Annotated in this window: 20 protein-coding genes; 8 read left to right on the forward strand and 12 right to left on the reverse strand. The window is 66.7% G+C overall.

Annotated elements, in window-relative coordinates; all coding sequences use genetic code 11:
- Positions 1-1115, reverse strand: a 1115-nt coding sequence (locus GF068_RS32850; RefSeq protein ID WP_153823483.1) for a transposase, incomplete at its 3' end; no start/stop codon positions are given.
- A 170-nt stretch (positions 1116-1285) separates the two neighbouring features.
- On the opposite strand from GF068_RS32850, the gene GF068_RS32855 reads away from it, so the two are divergent.
- Entirely contained in the window at positions 1286-1450 is a 165-nt protein-coding gene (locus GF068_RS32855) for a hypothetical protein (RefSeq protein WP_153823484.1), read from the forward strand.
- A gap of 234 nt (positions 1451-1684) precedes the next feature.
- On the opposite strand, the gene GF068_RS32860 is transcribed toward GF068_RS32855, so the two are convergent.
- Positions 1685-2359, reverse strand: coding sequence for a DUF2490 domain-containing protein (locus GF068_RS32860; RefSeq protein WP_153823485.1), 675 nt, complete (start codon positions 2357-2359; stop codon positions 1685-1687).
- 47 nt (positions 2360-2406) lie between these two features.
- Positions 2407-4536 (reverse strand): protein kinase domain-containing protein, encoded by a 2130-nt coding sequence (locus GF068_RS32865; RefSeq protein ID WP_153823486.1) that lies wholly within the window; start codon positions 4534-4536, stop codon positions 2407-2409.
- A 276-nt stretch (positions 4537-4812) separates the two neighbouring features.
- On the opposite strand from GF068_RS32865, the gene GF068_RS45610 reads away from it, so the two are divergent.
- Both GF068_RS45610 and GF068_RS47470 read left to right on the forward strand, forming a co-directional pair.
- Positions 4813-5700 carry an ABC transporter ATP-binding protein gene (locus GF068_RS45610; protein WP_153823644.1) on the forward strand — a complete coding sequence of 296 codons (888 nt, stop codon included), beginning with the start codon at positions 4813-4815 and terminating at the stop codon, positions 5698-5700.
- An 8-nt stretch (positions 5701-5708) separates the two neighbouring features.
- Positions 5709-9317, forward strand: a complete 3609-nt coding sequence (locus GF068_RS47470; RefSeq protein WP_153823645.1) for a M1 family aminopeptidase — start codon at positions 5709-5711, stop codon at positions 9315-9317.
- A gap of 136 nt (positions 9318-9453) precedes the next feature.
- Here GF068_RS47470 and GF068_RS32880 read toward each other — a convergent pair whose 3' ends face one another.
- Both GF068_RS32880 and GF068_RS44535 read right to left on the reverse strand, forming a co-directional pair.
- Positions 9454-12891 (reverse strand): RCC1 domain-containing protein, encoded by a 3438-nt coding sequence (locus GF068_RS32880; RefSeq protein WP_153823487.1) that lies wholly within the window; start codon positions 12889-12891, stop codon positions 9454-9456.
- Between the two features lie 266 nt (positions 12892-13157).
- Positions 13158-13319 (reverse strand): hypothetical protein, encoded by a 162-nt coding sequence (locus tag GF068_RS44535; protein WP_206079598.1) that lies wholly within the window; start codon positions 13317-13319, stop codon positions 13158-13160.
- A 379-nt stretch (positions 13320-13698) separates the two neighbouring features.
- Between GF068_RS44535 and GF068_RS32890 the strand changes: the two genes are divergently transcribed.
- Positions 13699-14514: a hypothetical protein gene (locus GF068_RS32890; protein ID WP_153823488.1), complete on the forward strand. Its 816-nt coding sequence runs from the start codon at positions 13699-13701 to the stop codon at positions 14512-14514.
- 637 nt (positions 14515-15151) lie between these two features.
- Positions 15152-15523: a hypothetical protein gene (locus tag GF068_RS32895; protein ID WP_153823489.1), complete on the forward strand. Its 372-nt coding sequence runs from the start codon at positions 15152-15154 to the stop codon at positions 15521-15523.
- Positions 15524-15652: 129 nt separating this feature from the next.
- On the opposite strand, the gene GF068_RS45620 is transcribed toward GF068_RS32895, so the two are convergent.
- Both GF068_RS45620 and GF068_RS45625 read right to left on the reverse strand, forming a co-directional pair.
- A complete protein-coding gene (locus GF068_RS45620) occupies positions 15653-16138 on the reverse strand; it encodes a transposase (RefSeq protein ID WP_338046665.1) in 486 nt (161 codons plus the stop codon).
- Complete coding sequence (locus GF068_RS45625) at positions 16135-16713, reverse strand: hypothetical protein (protein ID WP_240807804.1); 579 nt, start codon at positions 16711-16713, stop codon at positions 16135-16137. Before GF068_RS45625 ends, GF068_RS45620 begins: the two co-directional genes overlap by 4 nt.
- A 91-nt stretch (positions 16714-16804) precedes the next feature.
- On the opposite strand from GF068_RS45625, the gene GF068_RS32905 reads away from it, so the two are divergent.
- On the forward strand, positions 16805-16996 hold the full coding sequence (locus GF068_RS32905) for a hypothetical protein (protein WP_153823491.1): 192 nt from the start codon (positions 16805-16807) through the stop codon (positions 16994-16996).
- Positions 16997-17100: 104 nt separating this feature from the next.
- Here GF068_RS32905 and GF068_RS32910 read toward each other — a convergent pair whose 3' ends face one another.
- The gene (locus GF068_RS32910) at positions 17101-18855 is read right to left on the reverse strand and encodes a serine hydrolase domain-containing protein (RefSeq protein ID WP_170319822.1); all 1755 of its coding nucleotides are present in this window, start codon (positions 18853-18855) and stop codon (positions 17101-17103) included.
- 209 nt (positions 18856-19064) lie between these two features.
- Positions 19065-19598, reverse strand: a complete 534-nt coding sequence (locus tag GF068_RS32915; protein ID WP_153823493.1) for an FHA domain-containing protein — start codon at positions 19596-19598, stop codon at positions 19065-19067.
- Positions 19599-19760: 162 nt separating this feature from the next.
- Between GF068_RS32915 and GF068_RS32920 the strand changes: the two genes are divergently transcribed.
- Positions 19761-20198, forward strand: a complete 438-nt coding sequence (locus GF068_RS32920) for a hypothetical protein (protein ID WP_153823494.1) — start codon at positions 19761-19763, stop codon at positions 20196-20198.
- 148 nt (positions 20199-20346) lie between these two features.
- Here the strand turns inward: GF068_RS32920 and GF068_RS32925 are convergent, their stop codons facing one another.
- Positions 20347-20514 (reverse strand): hypothetical protein, encoded by a 168-nt coding sequence (locus GF068_RS32925; protein WP_153823495.1) that lies wholly within the window; start codon positions 20512-20514, stop codon positions 20347-20349.
- Between the two features lie 447 nt (positions 20515-20961).
- A complete protein-coding gene (locus tag GF068_RS32930) occupies positions 20962-22632 on the reverse strand; it encodes a CHAT domain-containing protein (RefSeq protein ID WP_170319823.1) in 1671 nt (556 codons plus the stop codon).
- Positions 22633-23291: 659 nt separating this feature from the next.
- Between GF068_RS32930 and GF068_RS32935 the strand changes: the two genes are divergently transcribed.
- Entirely contained in the window at positions 23292-23804 is a 513-nt protein-coding gene (locus GF068_RS32935; RefSeq protein ID WP_153823497.1) for a hypothetical protein, read from the forward strand.
- 196 nt (positions 23805-24000) lie between these two features.
- Here GF068_RS32935 and GF068_RS32940 read toward each other — a convergent pair whose 3' ends face one another.
- Positions 24001-25149, reverse strand: coding sequence for a hypothetical protein (locus GF068_RS32940; RefSeq protein WP_170319824.1), 1149 nt, complete (start codon positions 25147-25149; stop codon positions 24001-24003).
- Positions 25150-25312 lie beyond the last annotated feature (163 nt).

Consider the following 25312-nt stretch of genomic DNA (forward strand, 5'->3'; position numbering starts at 1 on the left):
CTCACGTATGCGCGATCGATGTACACCTCGTCAATTTTGTCATTCCTCGGGGATCGTGAGAGATCCTTCGCGAGGTCTGCCGCGCCCTCGCCTTCGGGACGATTGGCAGGTGTAACAGACACGGCCAGGATCAGCTCGGTATCCAGATCGTTCGCGATATGTTGTTTGTAGCCCTTGAAGCGCTTGGATTTGCTCTTGCGCCCGTGGCGCATCTGCGGATCCTCGATCGACACACGCCGATCTTTGGCAACGCCTTCGCGGATGCGGGGCTTGCCGCCTCCCGGCGGATCCGGTTGGAGATCTTGGGCGCGCAGCTGCGCAATACAATCGAACAGCTCCTTCAGCGGCGCCTCGTCGGCCGCGGCGCCGGCTTGCCTGCGAATCCACGCCTCCAGCGCGTCGATCTGCCGCGTGAGCTCGACGATCGCGTCCGCCTTTTGCTCGGGATCGAACCAGTCGATGTCCAGGCCCGTCTTGATGCTTGGCGCCAGGAATACAGGGGCTCCCGCGCACGCCGCGATTTGCTCCGCTTTCAGCTCGAGTAACGCGGCCGCTCCGCGCAGGAGCTTGAAGGCCGCATGGCCGAGTAGGTTTATCGTGTCCTCGACACGACCCGCGCCTTCCAGGGGACGCGAGTCGACCGCCAGGCGCAGCGTCGTCGGCAACTTTTCCCAGTCGAACCCCTGGGTTTTCTTGGCGAGCTCGATGGTGCGCTCGAGCATCCGGAGGTCCATACCATGCGCGATCATCCGCTCGCGGAACGCCTGCAAGGTGCTCTGCCCGAACGCCTGCGTTTCAGCTCCCAAGATGCTCAGCACGAGCTGCCAGCGCAGATCGACGACCGTCAACTCGACCGCCTCGCGATCGGATACGCCGTGATACGCCTGTAATAACAAGACCATCGCCAGCAAGGCTGGAGGTACAGGCAGCCTGCCTTCGCCGGTGTCGCGGTACATGGCCGCGAGTTCGTCCTGGAAAGCGTCGTCGAACAACTCCAGGCGATGCTGATAAAGGAACGCGAACAGCTTCCGGTGGTTGCCCAGCCGGGCCAGGAGCATCTGCTCCCTACGAGTCGCGACAGAGCTCGGATTCCAGCGCGGGACGGGGGTCGACATGGACGTGCCTTCTCCGTTTGGCTGGGCGAGCCGCGGAGAGTGGATCACGTCGGCAAGCGCCTGTCGATCCCCCTCGTGTAAGTACGCGGAAGGATCGGGGAAGTTGAAGGGATCGGCGCTCTAGGTGCCACGCTCGTCACCGAGGGGCGCGGGACCAGCGCGCGGCGCGCGTGGCCGCTCGGCCTAGTCCCTCGACGGCCAGCGCGCCGCAGCACGGACTCGACGAGCGCTGCGTCTCCGAGGCTCTCGGCAACGGTGACGGCCTCACGGTAGAGGTCGACACCGCGCTCGGGAGCGAGGAGGACGAGCGCGTCGACGAGGAGGAGCCGCCTTGAAACGCACTCCCCCGGGTTCTCACCGACGACTCTTTCGCCCCGTCGCCACCCCCTGGTCCTCCATGGCAATGGTACGCCGAGCGCCTCGTGGAGGAGCTCCGCGGCCATCACCGGCCGGTTCCTGAAGAGCTCGACGATCGCCTCGTGCAGCAGGGAGGGCACGGCGCGTGCGTACGCTGGGTCGTCCGCACGGTCAAGTAAAACGTTTTACCGGGAGCGATACGCCTCCCGGCGTCATTTCCCCGGGGGCGCCACGTCGAAGAAGAGCGCCGCGAAAAACACCCGGTCGTGGACCCACCCCGAGGCCTCCTCCCGGCTCCGGAGCATGAAGCCCGCGTCGAGGCGCGTCGTGGGGTTGAGCTGGCGCGCGAGGCCGATGAGCGCGCGGTTCTGGTTCAGGCCGAGCCCCGAGAGGTCCACGAGCACCTCGTCCCAGACGAACGGCATCCACTTCGCCCCCTTCGGCGCGTAGTTGATGCGGAGCTGATTGCGATAACGATACCGCGTCTCGGCCTCGCGGAAACGAGCCTCGAAGCGGTTCCGGTCGTTCCACGTGAAATCACCGATACGCCCGAAGAAGTTCGGCTCGAACTCGAAGCGCGCCTCCTGGTCGAACGCGCCCGACGCCAGGCGATCGGCGTAAATCGTGCCCTGCACGCCGATGAACAGGAAATCGGTCAGGAAAAACAGGGGGCCCGTCCGGAGGAACGATTGATGCAGGCCGTCGCTTCGACCGTTCAAACGCGACTCGGCGTAGACGCGCAGGTCGATACGCGGGAACGTGGGCTTGTCCGCCCGGACGATGGGCACGCGGTTTTCGGCCCAGAGCCAGACTTCGTAATCGGCGCTCGCCTCCTGTGCGAGGAAAAAAGCGAGGAGGGCGGCAGGGACGGAGAGGGCGCGCTTCATGGCCCGAAGTCGAGCCACAGGTTTCGTTGGTGGTCAAGCGATCGAGGTCACGAGCCCTGCTCGAGCACCGCGGACGTGCTTTGCCAGCTCCCGATGTCCCGCGGCACGAGGTTCGCCCCGCCACCACGCGCGTCCACGACACGCGCCCCCTCGTGCGTGAACGTGATCCCGACGAGCGGCGGCGCGCCGGCGTCTTTTTCGTAATACGTCCGCCACACCGCCGTGGTCCCGCCCGCTTGCCGGCGCATCACCGACGACATCGTCACGAGCCACGGCAGGCCCACCGGGTCGAGCCCCATCACCACCGGCCGATCCTTCGCCTCGACCTCCTCGGGGATCACCGCCCCGCGATCGAGGCCGAGGACAAACCCCTCGCCCGCGGCCCACGCGAGCCGCTCGCCGCTGCAGAGCGCCGTGAGCAGCGCGGGTTTGTCCTGCACGCCCGTCGCGTACACCGTCGTCTGTCCGTCGTAACTCGCGAAGAGCGCCCGGCCGCGCGTGCCCTTGCCGTTCGCGCCGACGACGAGCATGCCGTACGGACCCGAGGAGAGCGCGAGCACGCGGCCGGCGAGTGGGAGCGCGACGGGCGCGGACCAGGACTCGTCGTTCCAGAGCCAGAGCTCCGGCAAGCTGTCCTCGTCGCCCTCCACGGCGGCCGTGACCACGGCGAACGTCTGCCCATCACCGAGCGCCGCCTCGATGGGGCTCGCGCGTGGAGGCAACCCGAGCGGTACGATCCGGCCGGGCCGCACGAGCTGCACGTGCGAGGGGCCGACGAGCGCGAAGCCCGCGTGAGGACCCCGCACGACGAAGGTCGTCGCGGCGACGACGGGCGCGTCCTTGGGCCCGACGGGGATGGGCAAGGCGCGCGGGCCCCAGAGGTACAGGAGGCGCCCGCCGAAACGCGCGAGCGCGCGGCCATCCGGCTGGAACGCGATGTTGCCCGGTCGCAGCGGCGGCAGCATCACGTTCTTGATCTCGACGGGCGGCAGCTCGACGATCTGCGCCGTCGGTTCGAGCGTGACCGCGGGGGACGCGAGCGCCTGCGTCGTGCGGAACGCGGTCGTCGCGCGGTCCTCGCGCGCGGCGCGGGCCTTCCAGCGCGCGGCGGCGGACTCGAGCAGGGGCAGGAGCACGTCGGCGAAGGCGCGGGCCGATTCGAAGCGGGAAGGTGCGTCACGCGGGGCGAGCGCGCGCGCGCTTTCGAGGTCGCGCAGCGGCTCGGGCAGGGCCGGCGAGGCGCCCTTGCCGAGCACGCGGTCGAGCTCGCCGAGGGTCACGCGATCGGCGGCGAAGCCCGGGTGCAGGCGCGGGGCGGTGACGAGCGAGCGCCGCTCCCCCGTGACGAGAAAGCCGTTGTCCCAGGGTCCGCGGCACCAGTGCTCGCCTCCCAGCACGAACCACACGACGGCGGCGAGCGCGTGCACGTCGGTCCACGGGCCGATGAGCGGGTTCTTCTCGCCGGGGCGCGAGAGCCACTGCTCGCTGCCGGCGTACTCGCGCGTCAGCGCGGCGATCGTGTAGGTCGAGTCGGCGACCTTGGAGATGCCGCAGTCGGCGATCTTCGGCGTCTCGTCGCCGACGGGCCCGACGATGAGCACGTTGTCGGGCTTGAGATCGCGGTGGATGATGTCCTCGTCGTGGAGCGCGAGCACGCCCTCGACGATGCCGCGGCAGAGGCGCAGGGCGCGGATCGGATCACAGCCGTCGGGCGCGCGCGTGACGCGATCGGCGAGCGAGGAGCCGTCCTGCCCTCCGTCGACGTATTCGAGCGCGAGCCACGGCAACTTCACGGTCCTGCCGCGCACGTCGACGGGCGCCTCGCCCATGCCGTAGAAGCCGACGACGAACTCGGTGGGCGGCGTGCGATCCATGATGCGGCCGAGCGCGGTGGCCTCGCGCTGCGCGAGCTGGCCGGCGAAGATCCCCTCCTGCATGAGGTCGGAGACCATCGCGGGCTTCATGATCTTGACGGCGATACGCGGCGGGCAGATCGGCGAGAGCGCGCTCGAACGCCGGGCCGTATCGACCTCGGCGAGGAACACGCTCGACATGCCGCCGACGCCGAGCAGCCGCGCGAGGCGCGCGCCCGTGGGGCTGCCCCACGCGTCCGAGAGAGGGGGCGCGCCGCGCGCGAGGTCGCGGAGTTCGACGTCCTGGGAGCGAAGGAGCGGCATGCTCGGAGCCGCGATGGTAGGCGGGGAGGGTGGCTCACGTCAAAGAGGCAGGTGGGCGGGGCGGGAGCGGCGTCTCCAGATGGAAGGCGAGCCCGCCGCGCATGACGTCGCTGTCGGGATGGAGCTCGAAGGCCACCGTCCGGGGGCCACCGTGGTCGCTTGCCCGTTGTTGACTACCGTACGGAAGGCGTGGTAGGCGAGGTCGCGGAACCGTCGTCGTATTGCCATTTGCCCTGGGCGCGTTCGTCGTCCGCGGCTTTCTTCTGCAGGGACATGATGCTCGCCATCCGCAATCTCGGCAAGACCTACGCCAATGGCGTTCACGCGCTGAACGATGTCACCCTCGACATTCCGCGCGGCATGTTCGGCCTGCTCGGTCCGAACGGCGCCGGCAAGTCGTCCTTGATGCGCACCCTGGCGACATTGCAGGAAGCCGACAGCGGCAGCGCCACGCTGGAGGGCGCGAACGGCGAAATCATCGACGTGCTGCGCGACAAGGACGCGGTCCGGCGCCGGCTCGGCTACCTGCCGCAGGACTTCGGCGTCTATCCGAAGGTGAGCGCGGAGGACATGCTGACGCATTTCGCCGTGCTGAAGGGTCTCATCGACCGCAAGCAGCGCCGCGAGGTCGTGGACGGGCTGCTCCAGCAAGTGAACCTGTGGGACGTGCGCAAGCGCAAGCTCGGCACGTATTCGGGCGGCATGCGGCAACGCTTCGGTGTCGCGCAGGCGCTCCTGGGAAATCCGCGCCTCGTGATCGTCGACGAGCCCACCGCCGGCCTCGATCCCGAGGAGCGCAATCGCTTCCTCAACCTGCTCGCCGAGATCGGCGAGAACGTCGCGGTGATCCTGTCCACGCACATCGTCGAGGACGTCACCGACCTGTGCCCGACGATGGCCATCATGAACAAGGGCCAGGTGCTGCTGACCGGAAAGCCGAGTGACGCGATCGCCGCGCTCGCCAACCAGGTATGGCGCAAGCAGGTCACGAAAGCGGCGTTGCCCGAATACGAGGCGCGCCACGTCGTGCTGTCGACGCGGCTGGTCGCCGGCCGTCCGGTGATCCACGTATTCAGCAGCGAGCACCCGGGGGAAGGCTTCGAGCAGGTCGCCCCGAACCTCGAGGACGTGTACTTCCAGCTCCTGCGCGTGCAGGCCGCCTGAGCGTTGCCATGATCCGCGAACTCTTCCGCTTCGAGCTGCGCGAGCAGCTCCGTTCTCCGCTGCTCTGGCTCGTCGCCGGCTTGTTCGGGTTGCTGGCCTTCGGTGCGGCCAGCAGCGAGGCCGTCCAGGTGGGCGGGAGCATCGGCAATGTCTTCCGCAATGCGCCGACCGTCGTCGCCACCTGGCTCGCGCTGTTCACCTTGATCGGGATGCTGGTCATCACGATCTTCATCAGCAGCGCCCTCTTGCGCGACTTCGACCAGGGCACCGCGGAGCTGTTCTTCGCCAGCCCGATCCGCAAACGCGATTACCTGCTCGGCCGGCTCGGCGCGGCGCTCGCGGCGAGCCTGGTCGTGTACCTCGTGATTGGCCTGGGCATGTTCATTGCCCAGTTCATGCCCTGGATCGATCCTGCGCGCCTCGGGCCGGTGTCCCTGAAGCCCTACCTGTGGGCGTTCGGGGTGTTCGTGATCCCGAACCTGCTGTTCACCGGCGCGCTGCTTTCGCTGATGGCGGCGGTGACACGCAGCATCCTGTGGGTCTACATCGGCGTGCTCGGTTTCTTCGTGCTGTACGGCACGAGCGCGGTGTTGCTGCGTGATCTCGACAATGTCTGGATAGCGACGCTGATGGATCCGCTCGGCGCGCGTGCCCTCGAGCGCACCATTCGTTACTGGTCGGCAGAAGAGCGTAACACCGGGCTGCCGGCGATCGGGGGCTACCTCCTCGGCAACCGCGCGCTCTGGACCGCGATCGCCGCGGCGCTCTTGGTCGCGACCTTCGCGCTGTTCAAGACCGAGCGCAGCGGCACCGGCCGCCGGCGCTGGGGCCGGAAGGTGAACATGGACGCGCTCGCCGCGGCGGAGCGCGCGGCCCGGCCCGTCGCCGTGGCGGCGGTGCGGAGGCCGGAGCCCATCTTCACGACCCGCACGGTAGGGCGGCAGCTCTTGCGTCAACTGCGCTTCGACACCGTCGGCGTGTTCCGTAGCGTGCCGTTCCTGGTGATGCTCGCGTTTGGCATCGCCAACTTCATCCCGTCCGCGCTGTTCCGCCAGACCATGTATGAAACACCGATTCATCCGGTGACCTCGCAGATGCTGTCTGCGCTGCAGGGCAGTTATAGCTTCCTGCTGGTGATCATCGTGCTGTTTTACGCCGGCGAGCTCGTGTGGAAGGAGCGCGGCGCGAAGATCCACGAGGTCACCGACGCGATGCCGGTGCCGAGCTGGGTGCCGCTCCTGGCCAAGCTCGGGGCGCTTCTGGCGGTGATCGCCACATTCCAGCTTGTCGGCGCGGCCGCCGCGATGCTCATCCAGCTCGCCAAGGGCCATACCCAGCTCGAACCGCTGCTCTACCTGAAGACGCTGGCGCTCGACTCGGTCGTGTATGCGCTGATGGGCGGCCTGGCGTTGACCCTGCAGGTGTTCAGCAACAACAAGTTCGTCGGTTATGCGCTGCTGATCCTGGTGCTCATCCTGCAGACCGCGCTCGGCTTGATGGACTTCACCCATCACCTCTACAATTTCGGGAGCTGGCCGAACGCGCCGTACTCGGACATGAACGGCTATGGCCACTTCTTGCCGGCGCAGCTCTGGTTCCAGGGGTACTGGGGCCTCTTGCTGCTCTCGCTGCTGCTCTTGTCGGTGGCGTTCTGGGTGCGCGGCAGCGTCGGCAGCCGCCGCGAGCGCTTCGTCGTGGCGCGGCGACGGCTGCGCGGCCGGCTGGGCGTGGCCTTCGGCTCGAGCCTGCTCGCGTTCGCGTCCGTGGGCGGCTTCCTCTTCTGGAACACCAACGTCCGCAATGAATACCGCTCGCCGGAGCAGAAGCTCGACCTGTCGGCGCGTTACGAGAAAGAATACGGCGCCTACAGGGATCTGCCGCAGCCGAAGATCCTGGCCTCGTCCACGCAGATCGACCTGCATCCGGAGACGCAGGTGCTGCGCATCGATGGGGTCTACCGCGTGCACAACCCCCACGCCTCGCCGATCCCCGAGGTGCACATCAACCTCGCCGACGACAAGGCGCTGCTCGCGATCGAATTCGGCGGCGCCGAGCTCGTGAAGCACGATGCCCCGCTGGGCTACCGCATCTACCGCCTCGATCGCCCGATGCAGCCGGGCGACGAGCGCGATGTGCGCTTCACGCTCGACTACCACCCGAACGGCATCACCAACGATCGTTCGCCGACGCAGATCGTCGAGAATGGGAGCTTCTTCAACAACCGCATGTTCCCGCAGTTCGGCTATGACGAGCGCGCGCAGATCGACGACCGGAACGACCGCCGCAAGCGCGGGCTGGGCGAGCCCACCCGCATGCCGAAGCTGGAAGACCAGGCGGCGCGCGCGAGCACCTATATCGGTGACGACGCGAACTGGCTCGATTTCAAGACCACCATCTGCACCGCGCCGGATCAGATCGCGCTCGCGCCGGGCTACCTGCAGGAGGAGTTCCAGCGCGACGGCCGTCGCTGCTTCAGCTATGCCATGGACCGGCCGATGCTGAACTTCTACGCCTTCCTGTCGGCGCGCTGGCAGGTGAAGAAGGGGTTCTACAAGGAGGGCACGCCGGAGCAGATCCCGATCGAGATCTATTACGACCCCAAGCACCCGTACAACGTCGATCGTATGATCGCCGCGGTGCGCAAGTCGCTCTCCTATTACGAGGCCAACTTCACGCCGTACCAGCACCGCCAGGTGCGGATCATCGAGTTTCCGCAATACGAGAGCTTCGCCCAGAGCTTCGCCAATACCATCCCCTATTCGGAGTCGATCGGCTTCATCGCCGACCTGCGCGACGAGACCAACATCGATTACGTGTTCTACGTGACGGCGCACGAGATCGCGCACCAGTGGTGGGCGCACCAGGTGATCGGCGCCAACGTGCAGGGGGCGACGGTGCTGTCGGAGTCGCTCTCGCAGTATTCGGCGTTGATGGTGATGGAGCAGGAGTACGGCCGCGCCAAGATGCGACGCTTCCTCAAGGAGGAGCTCGACAAGTACCTCTCCAACCGCGGCCGCGAGCGGGTCGAGGAGCTGCCGCTCTACCGGGTGGAGAACCAGCAGTACATCCACTACCAGAAGGGATCGCTCGTGTTCTACCGCCTGCGCGAGGAGATCGGCGAGGCGGCGCTCAACCGCGCGCTGAAGAAGTTCCTGCAGGACAAGGGTTATCAAAAGCCGCCGTACACGACATCGGCCGAGCTCCTTTCCTACATCCGCGCCGAGGCCGGTCCGGCACACGAGGCGTTGATCACCGACCTGTTCGAGAAGATCTGCTTCTACGACAATCGGGTGCAGGCGGCGACCGCGCGCAAGCGCGACGACGGCAAATACGAGGTGACCCTCGACCTGTTCGCGGACAAGCGCTACGCGGACGGCAAGGGCAAGGAGACGGCGGGCGAGCTCGACGACTGGATCGAGGTCGGCGTCTTCGCCCGCGGCAAGTCCGGCAAGGAGGCGGACGAAGAGGTGCTGTACCTGGAGCGCCACCACGTGACCAAGCAGCAGGTGAAGCTGACCGTCGTGGTCGACGCGGAGCCCTACGAAGCCGGCTTCGATCCGAACAACAAGCTCATCGACCGCGTCTCGTCGGACAACCGCAAGCGCGTGGATCTCTAGACCCGGTCACGCGACGAACGGGCGAGGGTTCGTCAATGCTCGAGATCTACGATGTCGTTCCATGAATGGGTCGGGCTGGCGGGGGCAGCGCCTTGTGGAGCGCTGCCCCCGCCAGGGTATCCGGTCCGTTCGCCGCTCAGAGCACGGTCACCACGATGGGAAAATTCACCATCGGGCTGCCATTGCCGAGCTGCCCCTGATCCACGGTTCCCCATGCCGCAGCCGAGCCCGCCCCACGGATCACGGCGGTGTGGCGGTTGCCGGCGCTGATGTTCACCGCGTCGGCCATGTTCATGACGGGCACCGGCGTGAGCGCATTGGCCGTCGAGTCATTGCCCAGCTGTGCGTAGCCGCCGCTACCCCAGCAGAACGCGCCGCCGAGGGCCGTGACCGCGCAGGTGTGCGTTTCGCCCGCGCTCACCTGCACGACATTGGAGAGGTTCGGGACCGCGACAGGGATGGTGACGTTCGTCGTCGCGCCATTCCCGAGCCGCCCGCTCCCGCCGCTGCCCCAGCAGCTCACCGCGCCCGTGCTGTGCACCGCGCACGTGTGCGCGTACCCCACGTCGATCGCGATGGCGTCGCTCAGGGCCGTCACCGCGACCGGCGTCGTCGAGGTCGTCAGGGTGGCGTTTCCAAGCTGTCCGCTCGTCCCGGTGCCCCAGCACGAGACGGCGCCTGTCGCGTGCAAGACGCACGTGTGCCCCTCGCCAGCCGCGACATCGATGGCGTCTGTCACGCCGACCACGGCGACAGGCGAGGTCTGGTTGGATGTGGCCCCGTTCCCGAGCCGTCCGTTCTGCCCGTAGCCCCAGCAGCGCACTTGCCCGGTCTTCAGCACGGCGCACGTGTGGTAACCACCCGCGCTGATCGCGGCGACGTCCGTCAAATTCGACACCGCGGTGGGCGTGGTGCTGTCCGTCGACCCGCCGTTTCCGAGCCGGCCATAACCGCCATCGCCCCAGCACCGCGCCTGCCCGCTCGCGAGCACGGCGCAGTTGTGAAAACCACCCGCGCTGACCTGGACGGCGTCCGTCAGGTTGGATACGGTGACGGGGGTCGTTTGCCGCGTCGTGGAGCCATTTCCGATCTGACCCTCGGAGTTATTGCCCCAGCACTGCACCTGGCCGTTCTGGCGCAGCGCGCACGTGTGCTGGTAACCCGCGACGATCTCCACCGCGTCAGCGAGGTTCACCACAGGGGCCGGCACCGGCGCGGTGTTGATCGAGCCGTTTCCGAGCTGCCCTGCGTCCCCATCTCCCCAGCAGCGGATCTCCCCGGAGCTTCGCACGGCGCACGTGTGATACATGCCGAGCGCCACGGCTTGCGCGTCGTTCATGTCCAGCACGGCGACCCCGCCCGAGCTCGAGGCGTAGGCGCCCTGCCCGAGCTGACCATCGAGGCCATATCCCCAGCACCGGATCGCGCCGCTCTTGCGCAGGGCGCACGTGTGGCCCCATTGCAACGGGTCTCCGTTGCTGTAATTGGCGGCGCTGCTCGTCTCGATCGCCACGGCGTCGGTCAGGTTCAGCACCGCGACGGGCACGAACATGTCGCTCGTCGCGCCGTTGCCGAGCTGGCCATTGCCCCCTCGACCCCAGCAGACGGCGCTGCCGCTGGCCCGCACGGCGCAGCCATACCTCCAGCCGGCCGATATCGCGATCGCGTCGTTGACGCCGAAGACGGCCACGGGCGTCGTCTGATTGGCGGTGAGGCCATTGCCGAGCTGGCCCGCGCTGCCCGCACCCCAGCACACGACGGCGCCGGTCGAGCGCAGCGCGCAGGTATGGGCGCCGCCCGCGTCGACGTCGACGGCGTCCGCGAGGTTCGAGACCGTGACCGGCGTCGTCGCGTCCGTCGTCGCTCCGTGGCCGAGCTGGCCCGCGCTGCCCTCGCCCCAGCACACGACGGCGCCGGTCGAGCGCAGCGCGCAGGTGTGTTCGGCTCCGGCGTCGAGCGCCACGGCGTCGCTGAGACCGGACACGGGCACGGGCGTCGTCGCGCCCGTCGTGGTTCCATTGCCGAGCCGGCCACCCGCGCCCCAGCAGACCACGGCGCCCGTCGCGCGAAGCGCGCACGCGTGGTATGAGCCCACCGCGACGGCCACCGCGTCCGTCAGGTTCGAGACCGGCGTGAGCGTGCCCGTCGAGACCGTGGTGCCATTGCCGAGCTCGCCGTTGATGCCGTTGCCCGAGCAGTAGACCTTCCCGCCCACGACAGCGCACGTGTTGCGCTCATTCGCGCTGATCGGGCTCTTCTCGCACGCGCCGCCCTGGATCCAGGCCCCCTCGACGCACGTCGTGCTCTGCACGCCGCCGGGGCACGTGGCGAGCTCCACCGCGTTGTCGACGCACTCGTCGGGGTCGACGCACGCGCCGGTGTCCACCCACGCGCCCGTCGTGCAGGTCTGGAGCTGATCGCCACGCCCGTTGAGCCCACACGAGAGGGTCTGGGTCGTGTCGTTCACGCAGACGTCGGGGTCGTCGCAGGCGCCGCTGTCCTGCCACTGGCCATCGGTGCAAAGCTGCGGCTTGGTGCCCGCGCCATTGTAACCGCAGCTCGCCTGCTGGGTCGCGCCATTGACGCAGACGTCGGGGTCGACGCAGGCGCCGCTGTCCTGCCACTGTCCGGCGGTGCAGGTCTGGGGCTTGGTGCCCGCGCCATTGTAACCGCAGCTCTCCTGCTGGGTCGCGCCATTGACGCAGACGTCGGGGTCGACGCAGGCGCCGCTGTCCTGCCACGTTCCGGCGGTGCAGGTCTGGGGCTGCAGGCCGGCGCCGTTCAGGCCGCAGGCGATCTGCTGGGCCGCGCCATTCATGCAGACGTCGGGGTCGACGCAGGCTCCGCTGTCTTGCCACGTTCCGGCGGTGCAGGTCTGGGGCTGCGTGCCGGCGCCATTGAAGCCGCAACTCGCCTGCTGGGTCGCGCCGTTCACGCAGACGTCGGGGTCGGCGCAGGCGCCGCTGTCCTGCCACGTTCCGGCGGTGCAGGTCTGGGGTAACGTGCCGGCGCCGTTCAGGCCGCAGGCGACCTGCTGGGTCGTACCATTGACGCAGATATCGGGATCGGCGCAGGCGCCGCTGTCCTGCCACGTTCCGGCGGTGCAGGTCTGGGGCTGCGTGCCGGCGCCGTTCAGGCCACAGGCGACCTGTTGCTCGCTGCCCGTCTTGCACTCGTCGGGATCGACGCACGTGCCCGGCTGCCAGGCGCCGACCGTGCAGGTCTCGGTCTCCGTCCCGGCGCCGTTGAGGCCGCAAGGCTTGGTCTGCTGTGTCCCGTCGACGCACATGTCCGGATCGTTGCACGCGCCGTCGTCGACCCAGACGCCCTCTGCACAGACCTGCGCCTGCTGGCCGTTGCCATTGAGGCCGCAGGGCACGTTCTGCGACGCGCCTGGCGTGCAGCCGGTGCCTCCACCGCCGCCGCCGCCCGTCCCGCCAGCCCCGCCGGACCCGCCGGTGCTGCTGGCGCTGCTGGTGCTGCTGGCACCGTCCCCGCCAGCCCCGCCCGGGTCGCCGGTGCCTGGATTGTCGCCACACGCAATGGCCACGAGCGCGACGAGGGGGACGATCACCCGCGCGAACAGCGCCCGACCCGATGCAGTCCAGCGTCCCTCACGGCGAGGGCACCTCCGAGTATCCATTCGAATCCTCCATCACGAGATCGTGGGAGGGTAGGAAGACCCGGAACCTGGACCCGTGTCAAGGTCCACCAAGGGGGCGCATCTGGCGATTCCCACGCACACGCGCCTCCGCTCCCGCGCCCGCTCACGGGCTGGCGCGTCACGACTTCCGCGGCCCTGTCACTCCATTTCCATGAGCCGACTCCCCGGCCTGCGGCTCACGTGACGGAGACTTTGTCGTCCGTGTACACGATCACGAAGCGCGTGTCCGTCGGCTCGCCGTCGGCGTCGAAACAGGCGACGTCGGCCTGTGCATTGGCCTCGTCACCGCTCCAGCTCACGACCTTGCAGTACTCCGATCCGGTGCCGTAGGACGTCACCTGGACGTTCGATCCCGTCGCGTTGTCCGCCCAGGCGTAGCTGTAGGAAGATGGCCATTGATCCGCGCCGAGTTCGCGAAGTTGAGGTCGAATCCGCTATCCGACAGGCCCCCCAGCGTCTGCCGGATCGCCGCGTAGGAGTCAGCGCGACCGGGAGAGGGGTCGGGGGTGAGGGAACTCCAACCCAGGACCGGCCCCCGAGCTTGATGATCTCTCGCATGGGTCGGAACCGTGAACCTGATTGTGCTCTCCGCGCGGGGCGCGATGCTCGATGCGCTACCGACGAACCCATTCGTCCGAGACACCTGGGTTTTTGAAAAGCTAACTTCTTGAAATACATCTTCGATCTCGTATCCTGAACAGGAAAGGAATCGAGTGTATGGGAAAATGGCGCCTCGAGAATATCACCATATTCGCCACGAACCGCACCAGCGCCGAGGTTCTCGGCCATAACGTCCACGCGTTGTTTCGGATGCGGTATGATGCCTCGCGGATCAGCAGGTTCCGCGAGACCCCGAGGCTCCTGTGGCACGAGCATATCATCTGCATGGAAATTCGGGGGCGGCCCAGCCCGGCCGGGGATGCCGTCGACGCAGATGCGATCACGCCTGTCGCCGCGCAGACCGAGGAGTCACGGACGTGGTGGGAGGTCAGCGTCGACCAGTACGCGCGTAACCCCGGCAGCCCCAACTTCGCGCCATGGCTCGCGCGGTACCGCGAGGGTTATCGCTCCGCCGTCGGGATGCCGGGCTCTGTCATTCGGGGGGGCGCGCAGCTGTTCCACCGGCGAGGCGGGGACGCGCATCCGAGGACGGAGGACGTCCATACGGCGGACGACCAGGCAGAGGCGAGCCGCCGCTACCTTGGAAAGAAGGGCGGGATCCTCACGATAGAGATACACGATGTCCCCAGCATCGGCCTCAGCGGCGATTGGGATGTCAAGGAGCGGTATCTCTTCTTCACGCTCGGCGTCCAGGGCGGCACGGTCTGGAGGAGGGTGAGGCAACACCTGCGCGTCGACAAGTCGCTGCCGCCGGACCTGTGGACGAGGACCTTGGAGGTCGAGCCTCTCGAGCCCGGCGTCCAGCCCGGTTGGGAGACGAATGTAGATACCACCGGGTTTACCCGGGTCGATCCGCCGGCCCACTTGACACGAGTGAACCCACCGCTCCTGACGGGGGGTGAATTCGTTTGACCCGGGCGGTGGCACTGGAAGGGGACACCTTGGCGCTCGGAGGCGGCGCCGGGTGCCGGATCTTCTCGCGGGTCGGCGGCGACTGGATCCAGGTGGCCGCGCCCTGGCCCACCCCGCAGCTTGGATGGGACTATTTCGGCGTGACGCTGGCGAGCTGCTCTCGTGCGCCGCGCCGGATGTGTGTCACCTGCCGGGATCATGCTATACGTCGACGGGTATGTGCGAATATGCCTTGATCAACCACGAGGATCCGGAGTGCGCGTGCGGGGTTCCAGGGAGCGGTTCGGGGCTGGGCGAGCTCTCCGGACTCATGATGCTCGCGCTCGCCGCGACGGCCGCTCGGCGTTCGCGGGGGCGGCGTCGAGCGCGAGCTCTGGACATGTCGGAAACAATCATGGGCTCCTGAAGACAGCGCGCGATGCACTTCCACTTCACGCATGAGATTTCGATCGAAGGACTCCCGGGTGGACTCGCTTTGGATCTCCCCGAGTCGTGCTGCAACTGCGGTGCGACCGAGAGCATATCGTGGGTAGATGCGCGTCTCGTCAGGACCACCTTCGTGCCCTTTCCGGTCGTGTTCGGGAGTGAAGTCACGCTTCCCATCCGCCTGCCCTCGTGCCCGCGATGTACCCGGACAATGAATCGCCTCGCTCCCACGCTGGTGGGCCTCGCCTTGCTCACCTTTCTGGTGTTCCTTGTCGCAGTATTTCCCATCTGGCCCATCGCCGGTATGTTCGTCGAGACGGGGCCAGAACGGATCGAGCTCACGCTCTGGATCACCATCGGTCTCACGGCGCTCTGGCCGATGCTGTGGTACGGAGCTATCCGGCGTCCTCGCAATGGTCAGACGACGGCGTTTCAACCCATCCGCTTGGTTGGTGTTCGGCGCCGGTGGAGGAGTGGCGATATCAGGCACGTCACTCTCGCGTTCACGAACGACGCCTGTCGAGCGAACTTCGTCGAGCGCAATCCAGCACTCCTGCGGGCTGGTGTGGTGCGCGTAAGATGACCATCGGAGCAATTGCCCAACGAGGTTCTGATGGCGTGCTCGATCCCACCCTGGCACGCCTCGTCTACCGCCGCGCTTCCTAGGAAAAGCGTCCTGGCCCCTCTCCCGGGACCGGGCTGACCATTCATCTCATCGCAACAGCCCCGCCTCATCGAGCTGTTGCAGCGTTTCTGCTACGGGGGCCAAGCGTTCGAGCCCTCGACCGATGGTGATGGATCCTGGCGGGCCTCCGGAAGACTTGCCCGTGTAGCCGCCGAGCTCCGCGATCCACTGTGTTGCGATGCCGATCGTCAGGATCCCATCGGGGATCCCGGGATTCTTCCTCTTGCGCCTCTTGAGGATGAGCGCGTCGATCTCGTAGCGCGACAGCTCCTCGGTTGCGGGCAGATCGGGCTGGTTGCGTGACAGGTACTTGAGTCTCTCGATGCGCATGGCCACGGCAGCCAGCAGCGTAGCCCATCGTTTCACGTGTTCGCTGGTCTGGAGCTGCGTCGCCTCGACGTTGCAGCCGCCCTGCTTCCACGTGCGATGAAACTCCTCGATGCGCCAGCGCTGCGTATAACCGAAAACCACGAGGCAGGCGTCTTCGAGGGTCGTGATCGGATGGTTGGTCAAGAGCAACCACTCGATACGCTCCTCTCCCTCCGGGACCCGACCTTTCTCGCGTACCCACACCACGTTCGTGTGCAGCGGGTGTCGTTTGCTCGTCTGCTTGTCTGCTTGTCGCGCACGTCGAGCGTGAGGCTCGCGGTTCGGATGCTCGTTCGTGCTGTCCTCGCAGTCCTGCCAGGTCCCGCGGACACGTGTAGCGTGTACGTGCCCATGGGCTTTCGACTCGCCAGCACGTCGAGAAGGTATCGGCGCTGAGCGCCCGTTTCGCGCACCCTTCGGTTCCAGCTTCCGCGGACGGTGTACGTGTGTCCCGTCGATGCCAGGTGCTCCAGGATCGGCCAGGCGTCTGCCTCTCGATCGAGCTGAAACCAGAGGAGCTTGGGACCGCTTTCGACGCCCAGGTGCTCGATGGCCTGGTCGACCGTCTCGTTCCAGTACCGAAGCTCTTTCTCCTCGAGCGTGCGTTTCGTGCGCGTACGAGCGACGCCTTGCTCGGCTGGCCGGGCCCAATACGTCATCGCGGCGACCCCCAGCGGTACGCCCTCCGCGCTGACCCCGAGCGCGCCGATCAGCTTCAATCCTCGGCTTTTTTGCTTCTGGGTTCCGATGGGACCGAAGTCCTTGCAGCACGCACGATCGACATGGAACCAATGGTCAGCGCATGCAGGGGTGGGCGGGTCACGAACGCTCCAGGATCAACGCCATGGCCAGCGCGCCTGGCTCTCGTACACGCTGCCGAGCGACAAGCTCCGCCTGGCGTGGATCGAGGTCGAGCACCTCGATCGCAGGGGCCGCATCGGCCCGGTCCGCGCGGGGCGCGCGAGCACGGACGTGCGCGCGGGGATCGCGTTTCGGTTCTGAGTTGGTAAGGCGGAGGCGGCGGCGGGGCCGGGTGACGGCTCCTGCGCGAGGGTGAAATCGGCGGGTTATTTACCTTGAGCGCCGCCCCTTGTCCGAAGCAGCGATCAGAGCGATATCATCGTCTCACAGCAAAGCGTGCCCGCCGTGGTGTTGTTGGCGCAGCCGCCGAAGTAGCTGTTGTCGGTATCGCCCTCGTAGCCGCAGTTGATCCAGTTGCAGGAGTTGCCCAACGGGTCGGTGGTGCTGGGGGCGCACGCGCGCATGGGCTGGTTGCAGGTCGTGCCCGTGGTGGCGCTCACCGAGCAGTTGTTGCTCCCCGTGCCCGAGTACTTCAGGGTGGTCGACGTCCAGTAGTGATGCGTGGGCGCCTCGGCGGGGCCGCCGCCGTACCTGTTGTTCTCGTAGAACTCCTCGGCGCTGCACACGTGGTACCCCGTCTTGCAAAGCGTGCCTGCGTTGGCCTTTGTCACGGTCCCGGCGCAGCCGAACATCGTCTGGTCGTAGAAGCGCTGCACGTCCTTCACGCTCGAGGTGTTGGCGCAGCCGCCCGTGTCCACGCCGAGCGTCAAGCTGCCCTCCAGGTCCGAGAGCACCTCGCTGAGCGCCCCGTTGTCGTCGACGCCGCCATTGGCGAAGGCGAGGTAAGCCAGGTCGAGCTCCGGATACACCGAGATGACGGAGCGCATCGAGGCCAGATCGCCGGTGTGCGCCATCCGCGTGTAGTTGAGGACGGCGCCGGTCTTCTTCGAGGTGCCGAACCCGTAGTTGTACGTGGTGAACTCGGTCCCGTGCACGTCCTTCCACGCCTGCGACTGCTCGCGCAGGTGGGCCGTCCCGTATTTCGACCAGTCGTAGATGTCGAAGCCGAAGCCGCCCGCCCCCGGCGCCAAGCCGTATTCCCCCGGGTCGTTGATGCCGATCAGGTTGAAGCTCGTGTTGTAGGAGCGGACGAACGTGTGATCGAGGTACTGGTCCTTGTCCTTCGGGTAATAGTAGTCGTCCCAGTAAGGCCACACCACGCCTGCCTCGATCTCGAAGACGTCGTCCACCGCCAGGTTGTAGACGTGGGCCCACACGTAGCTGTAGTCCATGCCGTAGGGCTCGACGAGGTGGGTCCGCGCATACTCGACGAACTCCATGCCCGACCACTTGTCGATGATCGACTGGGCGATGGCGAAGTTCAGGTTCTCGTAGTCGTAGGAGTTGATGGCGGTGCCGGTGCAGTCTGCCAGGTAGCCGACGGGGAGGACGCCGCCGATGATGTTCGGCGTCACGGTCCCCTTGAGCCACCTGTCCAGCAGCTCCTCGCGGGTGAAGCTGCTCCAGCCCGCGGGGAACTGCGGATGCGAATAGACCACGGTACCGTCGGCGCAATCGAAGCCCGAGCGGTGGGCCACCAGCTGCCGCAGGGTGACGTCGGCCCGGTCGTCGCTCACGCCGTTATGGAAATAGGCGCGCGGCAGCTGCAGCGCGGTGGCCAGCGTCGTGTCCCAGGTCAGCGCCGTCTCCTGGATGAGCATGGAGAGCAGCAGCGCGGTCATGCTCTTGGTGTTCGAGCCGATGTTGAAGATGGTATCCAGGCTCATCGCCACGCCCGCCGGATACTCGCCGTCCGGGAGCCGGGCATACCCCGCCTTGCCGAGCGCCACGATGTGGTTGCCCTTGATGACCGCGGCCACCATGCCCGGCGTCGCCTTCCCCGCGAGCCAGTGCCCCGCGTGCTCGCTCAGCATGGAGTCGAGGTTGGCCGCGCCCGGAATGACCTGCGGCGGCGCCGCCTCGGCGCTGCCCGGGAGGGCGAGGCAGAAGGCGAGGGCGCCTGCTGCGATGACGGGGTTGACTGCCTTGAGTACACGCATGATCGGTCTCCTGGGTATGGAACGGTCAATCACCGTTCGGCTTCGGAGACCCCCCATAGCAACAGTGGTGCCAGCCCCGCGCCGCACGGCTCCGCCGCGCTTTCGTGGCCGGGACCGCTGCGCCAGCACGGGCCTTCCGCGGCGTGCCCCGCCCGCGTTGCCCCCGGAGCAACAACGGTTGCCTGCCGAGCAGCTTGCGATGCTGTCTGTCATGCTCGACACGCGCGCTTTAGCCACGGCTGTCGAATGCGGACTGTCTTCGGCGCAACAGGAGAGATCAAGCCTCCGGGCGCCCACGGCTCCGCTTCAGATCGTACTTCCAGAGCAGCCGATACAGGTAGACGCGATCCACGCCGGCGGCGCGCGCGGCCTCTCCAGCGCGGGAACGCCTCGCGCACCTGGACGTCGTCGAGCCGGGTGCCGTTGCGGCTGTTGAGATCGCGCAGCACGATCTGCCCGAAGGCCACCGAAAGCTCGCAGTGGAAGCGCGACACGAGGCGATCCGAGAGCCGGAGATCGCAGGACGGGTGTGTGCCGACGACGACGCGCTCGGAGGTGGAGCAGATCGCCTGTCCCGCGTCCGGCCCGCTCACCACGTGGAGCCGAAAGCTCGGTACGGACAGCGACGAGGCCGGGGTCTCGGCTGGCAGGGTGCCGTCGATCGGGCGCGTGCGCGGCGAGCGGAAAATTGAAGCGACGCGCGTGCGGGCGCCTTGGGTGTTGCAGCGGCGTGACGATGTCACGGCGGCGTAACGGCGACGTGTGATGGGCGTGGAACAGGGGCGAGGCCGCCGGCGCGTTTTGCGGGCATTGGCCGCGGATCTTGCTTTGGCGCGCCCGTTGCAAACGTGGGACTATTGAAACGACGTTTCCGATGGGACGAACGATACCGGGTAGAAAAAAACATGAAAACCAGCGTTGCTCTCGTCGCCACCCTCGCTCTCTCGACCCTCGCCGCACCCGCGCTCGCGCAAGCTGCGATCGATCCGCTCCTCACGAGGAACCTCGCTGCGGTCGCGTCGCAATACGGGGATGCGAATGGACACCTCGTGACGACCCTCGCCTCCGGGCAATCCGTCATCTTCGCGCGCGGCCAAGGCGGATTCGTCGTTTATACGGGCGGCGACAATGTGTATACGGCCGACGACTTCGCGTTCTGTGTGGAGGACTCGGCAGGCGGGTTGAGCTCGTGTAATCCGGGGAGCGGCGATTACGAGTGCGATCCGACCGACGGGGAGTGCACGTGCAGCGGCCTCTGGGATTGTATATGGATGATACTCGGGGAGTGCACGGAACTCGCGGAGTGGGACGGCTTCGGTAATGCTTCGTGTTCGAGTACGTGAAGGAGACCGCGGAGGCGGACGCGGGCCCGGCAGCGAAGGCGGACGCGGGGCGCTACTCGCCTCCTCCCGGGATGATCGACGACGATTCCTTTCGCGCCTCCGTGGCGGCCGTCGCCGAAAGCCCAGCGAATAGCTGCTCGTCCGCGGTCTAGCCCCACGGACCTCGGGGGAGATTTCGAGCGAGGCCGAGCGCCTTGCCGAGGGCCGCGCCGTGCGTCGGGGCAATCCCCGCGGTCACGAGGAGACCGAGGAGGTGATCGCGGCGCTCGTCGGCGGGGAGCTCGTCGCGCTCGAGGCGAGCGGTCGTGGTGGTCACGACGTCGGAGCGTGCGCACGCGAAGCCCAGTGCGCTCTAGGGCAAATAACCCGGCAATTTCACCCTCGAGCAGGAACCGTCGCCCCGCCGCCGCCCGTCCCGCCAGCCCCGCCGGACCCGCCGGTGCTGCTGGCGCTGCTGGTGCTGCTGGCACCGTCCCCGCCAGCCCCGCCCGGGTCGCCGGTGCCTGGATTGTCGCCACACGCAATGGCCACGAGCGCGACGAGGGGGACGATCACCCGCGCGAACAGCGCCCGACCCGATGCAGTCCAGCGTCCCTCACGGCGAGGGCACCTCCGAGTATCCATTCGAATCCTCCATCACGAGATCGTGGGAGGGTAGGAAGACCCGCAACCTGGACCCGTGTCAAGGTCCACCAAGGGGGCGCATCTGGCGATTCCCTCGCGCACGCGCCTCCGCTCCGGCGCCCGCTCGCAGGCTGGCGCGTCACGACTTCCGCGGGGGCGCGGCGCTTTTCGTCGTTCGGTGGAACAGGAGTTCCACCTCGCGAATCTGCTCCGCATCGTATCCCGCTGCGAGGCAGTTGCTCAGGAGCAGGTCCTTGAGCTCCTCGGTCCAGAAGTTTGGTTCTTTGAACTTTTCCGGTCTCCAGCGCCAGACCGCGAAGTACTTGATGGCTCCGTGGAGTTGCGGTGGTGTCAACCCGTGCGTCGTGATGGCATCGACCAGGGTCGTCGTCGGAAACTCCAGAAGGAGGCTTTCGGGCACGGATACCCTGTCGCTCCACTTCCATGAGCCGACGCAATTGCCAAGCCATTCGAACAGAACCAGGCAGCGCGAGGCCGAATCCGGATACGAACGTTCGAGTGTCTCGCGAGCTGCGCCAAGGTCGGCGGCGGGCCCGCCGATGATGTCTCGATACGGCATCAGGCAATCCGGGGCGGCGTGCCTCCATGCCCTTGTCTCCGCCCTTTCCAGATCTCGAAAAAGATAATCCCGGGGAGACTTGGGCGGCAGATCGACCTGCTCCACCACGGGTCCTTCAACGCTCCCGAGGTTCGTGGACAACGACGGTCGTAGCTTCCAGGAGCCGTGTTTCGCTGGGGGAAGCCTCGCGCTCAAGCGAATGCCGAAACGATCGACACCACGCCGGCCGACGAGTTGAGCGACGTTACACGACACGACATCGCCGGACTTCTCGAGAGACGTGATGTCCATGTCGTACTCATGGGAGAATGCCATGTAGCCCAAAGTGCCGTGGTTGAATAGACGCACCTCGACGGCTCGCAAAGAAACGCGATTGATGAGGACATCCACATCGCCACTGTTGTAGACGCGAAAATCGAGCGTACACATCCCTTCGCCCGGGATCACGTGCACCTCCGACACCTGCAATGGATGGCTCGTCGCTGCGAACGCGCCTTTGCCGACGAGCCGTGCCGCTTCGGGATCCGAGCGTCCGAATAGCTCCGGTATGTCCGCGCCTGGGAGTCCGCATAGGGTGACCAGGCTGCACCCAAGCTCGAAAGCAACCTCGACTGTCCGCCCACTCGCGATGGCCTGGTAGAACCCGACTGAGAACACGATCGCCGATTCGTCATTGATGGCGCGCTTCATCCCGATGACCCAATCGACATGCTCCGTGATCGCAGCGGCCTGGAGCGCGCTGAAGCATGCATTCAGCACGATACACCGTTGATTCTTCAGGATCCCGAAGAGACGCGCCAGCGCTTCTACCGACACCGCCGCCGACTTTCCGTCGCGCGCCTCGAGGAGAATCACACCTTGCTTCGCGCCCTCCGCCGAAGGTTCCACGTCGAGCGGCTCGAACTCGCGCGTGGCCCGGAGCCGGCCCTGTGCGTCGGCGCGGAGCACCATGCCATGGCCGCTGAAGTGCACGACGTCCGGCTCGTATTCGAGCAAGAGCCGGTTCAAATCCACGGGCGAGACGGCAAGCTCGACGCGGACCTCGATTTCGCCCCGCCTTTGCGCACGCTCGAGCTCCGCCTGGACATCCCGGAACTCCGCGCCGATATCGAGGCGGGACGTGTCGATCGCATTGGCGCCGACGAATAAGAGCTTCAGTCGCTTGGGGGGGTGGACATCCCCCGCCGTGGCTGAGAGCCGTTCGCGTAGCCAACCGAACAATGACACCATGGCAGAAGCATACACCGACGAGCTCCATCGCCCAGGCCGTGCGGTTGGGGGTGAGGGAATCTCCGCCGGGATCGCGGCTCCGACAACCACCGCGGGCACGTCGACAAAGCCTCCGACGCTCGTCGACGAGCTCGCCGCGCACGTCGACAAAGCCCCCGACCCTCGTCGACAAGGCTGCCGCGCACGTCGACAAAGCGCCCGACCGTTGCCGACCAGCGCGGCGGGCCTGCCGACAAAGCCCCCGACCGTTGCCGACGAGCGCGGCGGGCATGCCGACAAAGATCCCTCCCGTTGCCGACAACCGTCGCAGGCATGCCGACAAGGATCCCCCCCGTTGCCGACAACCGTGGCGAGCATGCCGACAACGCCCCCTCCCGTTGCCAACAACCGCCGCGAGCATGCCGACAAAGCCCCTTCCCGTTGCCGACAACCGCCGCGAGCATGCCGACAACGCCCCATCCCGTTGCCGACAAGCCCGCCGAGCCCGTCGACAACGCCCCACCCCGTCGCCGACAAGCCCGGCGCGGTTGCCTTCGACCCCTCGGCACCTCGTCCACGAACCACCCACGCGCCAAAAGTGTGCTCCCGGCGGATGATGAATACCCGCGCCTCGTCGAACGCGCATACGGGGCCAGTTCCCCTGCACAAGGAGGATGACCATGTCGGAGAACGCGATCGGGAAGTATACGGGCACGGGTATCGCCAACGCGATGCCGTTCAAGCACAAGCTCGTCGATGTCCAGCAGGGCGGGCTCGGGAGGCTCAAGCGCTCGAAGCCGGGCTGCGCGGGCGTGCTCGCCGACCTCGCGAAGTCGATGCCCGAGCACGGCCAGGAGGCGCGGATCCACCCGGATTGTTATGCCGAGATCGTCGAGACGGTGCAGACCCTGGAGGAGATCCGCGCCCAGCGCCCCGAGGCCGACAAACTCGCCGAGGTCCTCCGGGAGAGCGAGGCCTACTACGAGGACAAGCTCGAGGGTTTGCTCAGCAGGCTCGCCAAGACCGTCCTCGATACCGCGAAGGACGAAAACAAGCCCGCCCTGCTCGCGACGTTCGAGTCCGCGATCCAGTATCGCACGCTCTACGCGGACAAGGGCGTCGCCACCCGCCGCAAGAACCAGCAGAATGCCGGCGCGCCGGCCGGGGAGGGAGAGGGACCGAGCGAGGGATGACGCGCCCGTCTTGAAACGCCCCGCCTGATCAACCCCCCTTCCGCGCTCGGACATGCGATGCCCTCACCCCGCGAGGGCATCGTATGTCCGCCCAGATTCACCCACCATATTTGCGCGAAGAGCCGGACCGTGGCGAGCCGCTCATCGACTTCGCCCGATCCCATCGGTGGTCTCCGATGACTTTTGCCGCCCGCGTTCATCGTTGGTTCGCAGCGCGCGGTGTGAGCAGGAACTTGGTTACTTCGATGTCGCCGACTCCCTGGCGCCGCTTCAACCACCACTTCGACCCGTCGCGATAGATTTGGACGTGCCAGTAGAGCCGCCCTTCCTTCTCCGTCGTATACGAACCTTCGAGCCAAGGGCGGAAGTCATCGAGCGGAACGAGAAAAATTTGCTGCTCGGAGCCACACCCGAAAGCCACGTAAGCACGTTTGGTTTGCGTCAGAAACTCCAGGTAGTATGGGTGGAACGCGAACCAATAGGCCTCGTCTCCAGCGAAATGATGTTTCTTGGATATGGAGCAGGTAAGCCTGATCTTGTCGTCGGGGCTCGCGTAGCTCGCCCGGGTCTGCCGCACCAAGGTCGTCTTGAGCTGTTGTTCGAGTCTCGCAGCGCAGGCGTCGTGGAAGCTCACGGGCGTGAACTTCGGGCCCTCCTCGGGACGCTCGGCTGGGCCATTGAGCGGCGCCTCGCCAGGGTCTGGTTCTGCCTGCTTGACCTCCTCGGCCGCCGAAAACACGATGTCCACGATCGCGTCGATGCGGGTGAATTCTTTGGGCACCAAAATGGCATGGATGCGGGACACGGTTTGAGGGGCTTCCACGGTCTCCTTCAACCGCATGAGCCGCATGAGCGAATCGACGCTGATGAGGCGGATGTCCCATGCATGGCGCGATCCGCGTATTTGCGCCTCGAGATCGCCTGTGTCCTGGCGACCGACCACGATGAGGTTCGAAGAACGATCGGCCGCGACGATACCGGCCGCGACGAGCGAATTCCTGTAGCCGGCGAGCACCCCGAGGTCGATGCGATATGCGTCTGTCGTCTTGACTTCCACGACGATTGCGTGGCCATCGCGCAATCTCCAAATGCCATCCTGACCGGGCTGCCCCTTTTGCCCTCGGTACTTGCCGTCCAAGACGTCGAAGCCGAGACGCCGGCCGACTTGATTGATGATATCTTGGAGCGCAAGGCCGGAGTCGGGGAACGGATCCTTGAGGCAGTCCTCGGCATAGCGGACGAGGACATCCGATGGGACATGGTTCAAGAACTCGCGGAACTCCTTCGACGTCTCTCCATCATCCGTGAGTTTCCCAGAACCCGCGAACGCGATGACCTGGGCCACACGCTTGTCCAGGAGCTGCTCTCGTGACTTCTTCCACAGATCGGTAAGCGCCATTGTCCCCGAGCCCGACGTTGGTGTCGAAGGTCGATCTTACGCCGCTACGGGCGGCGCGAGCAAGCTACACGATGCGCTGCCTTTGGGTTCGTGCCCAAGGACGGACCGA

Source organism: Polyangium spumosum, from assembly GCF_009649845.1.
GTDB lineage: Bacteria > Myxococcota_A > Polyangia > Polyangiales > Polyangiaceae > Polyangium > Polyangium spumosum.

Coding starts and splice junctions, on each gene's coding strand:
- GF068_RS32890 (WP_153823488.1), top strand. CDS start 13,699: ATGGGAAAATGGCGCCTCGAGAATATCACCATATTCGCCACGAACCGC.
- GF068_RS32930 (WP_170319823.1), bottom strand. CDS start 22,632: ATGGTGTCATTGTTCGGTTGGCTACGCGAACGGCTCTCAGCCACGGCG.
- GF068_RS47470 (WP_153823645.1), top strand. CDS start 5,709: ATGATCCGCGAACTCTTCCGCTTCGAGCTGCGCGAGCAGCTCCGTTCT.
- GF068_RS32865 (WP_153823486.1), bottom strand. CDS start 4,536: ATGCCGCTCCTTCGCTCCCAGGACGTCGAACTCCGCGACCTCGCGCGC.
- GF068_RS32910 (WP_170319822.1), bottom strand. CDS start 18,855: ATGCGTGTACTCAAGGCAGTCAACCCCGTCATCGCAGCAGGCGCCCTC.
- GF068_RS45610 (WP_153823644.1), top strand. CDS start 4,813: ATGCTCGCCATCCGCAATCTCGGCAAGACCTACGCCAATGGCGTTCAC.
- GF068_RS32895 (WP_153823489.1), top strand. CDS start 15,152: ATGAATCGCCTCGCTCCCACGCTGGTGGGCCTCGCCTTGCTCACCTTT.
- GF068_RS32860 (WP_153823485.1), bottom strand. CDS start 2,359: ATGAAGCGCGCCCTCTCCGTCCCTGCCGCCCTCCTCGCTTTTTTCCTC.
- GF068_RS32935 (WP_153823497.1), top strand. CDS start 23,292: ATGTCGGAGAACGCGATCGGGAAGTATACGGGCACGGGTATCGCCAAC.
- GF068_RS32920 (WP_153823494.1), top strand. CDS start 19,761: ATGAAAACCAGCGTTGCTCTCGTCGCCACCCTCGCTCTCTCGACCCTC.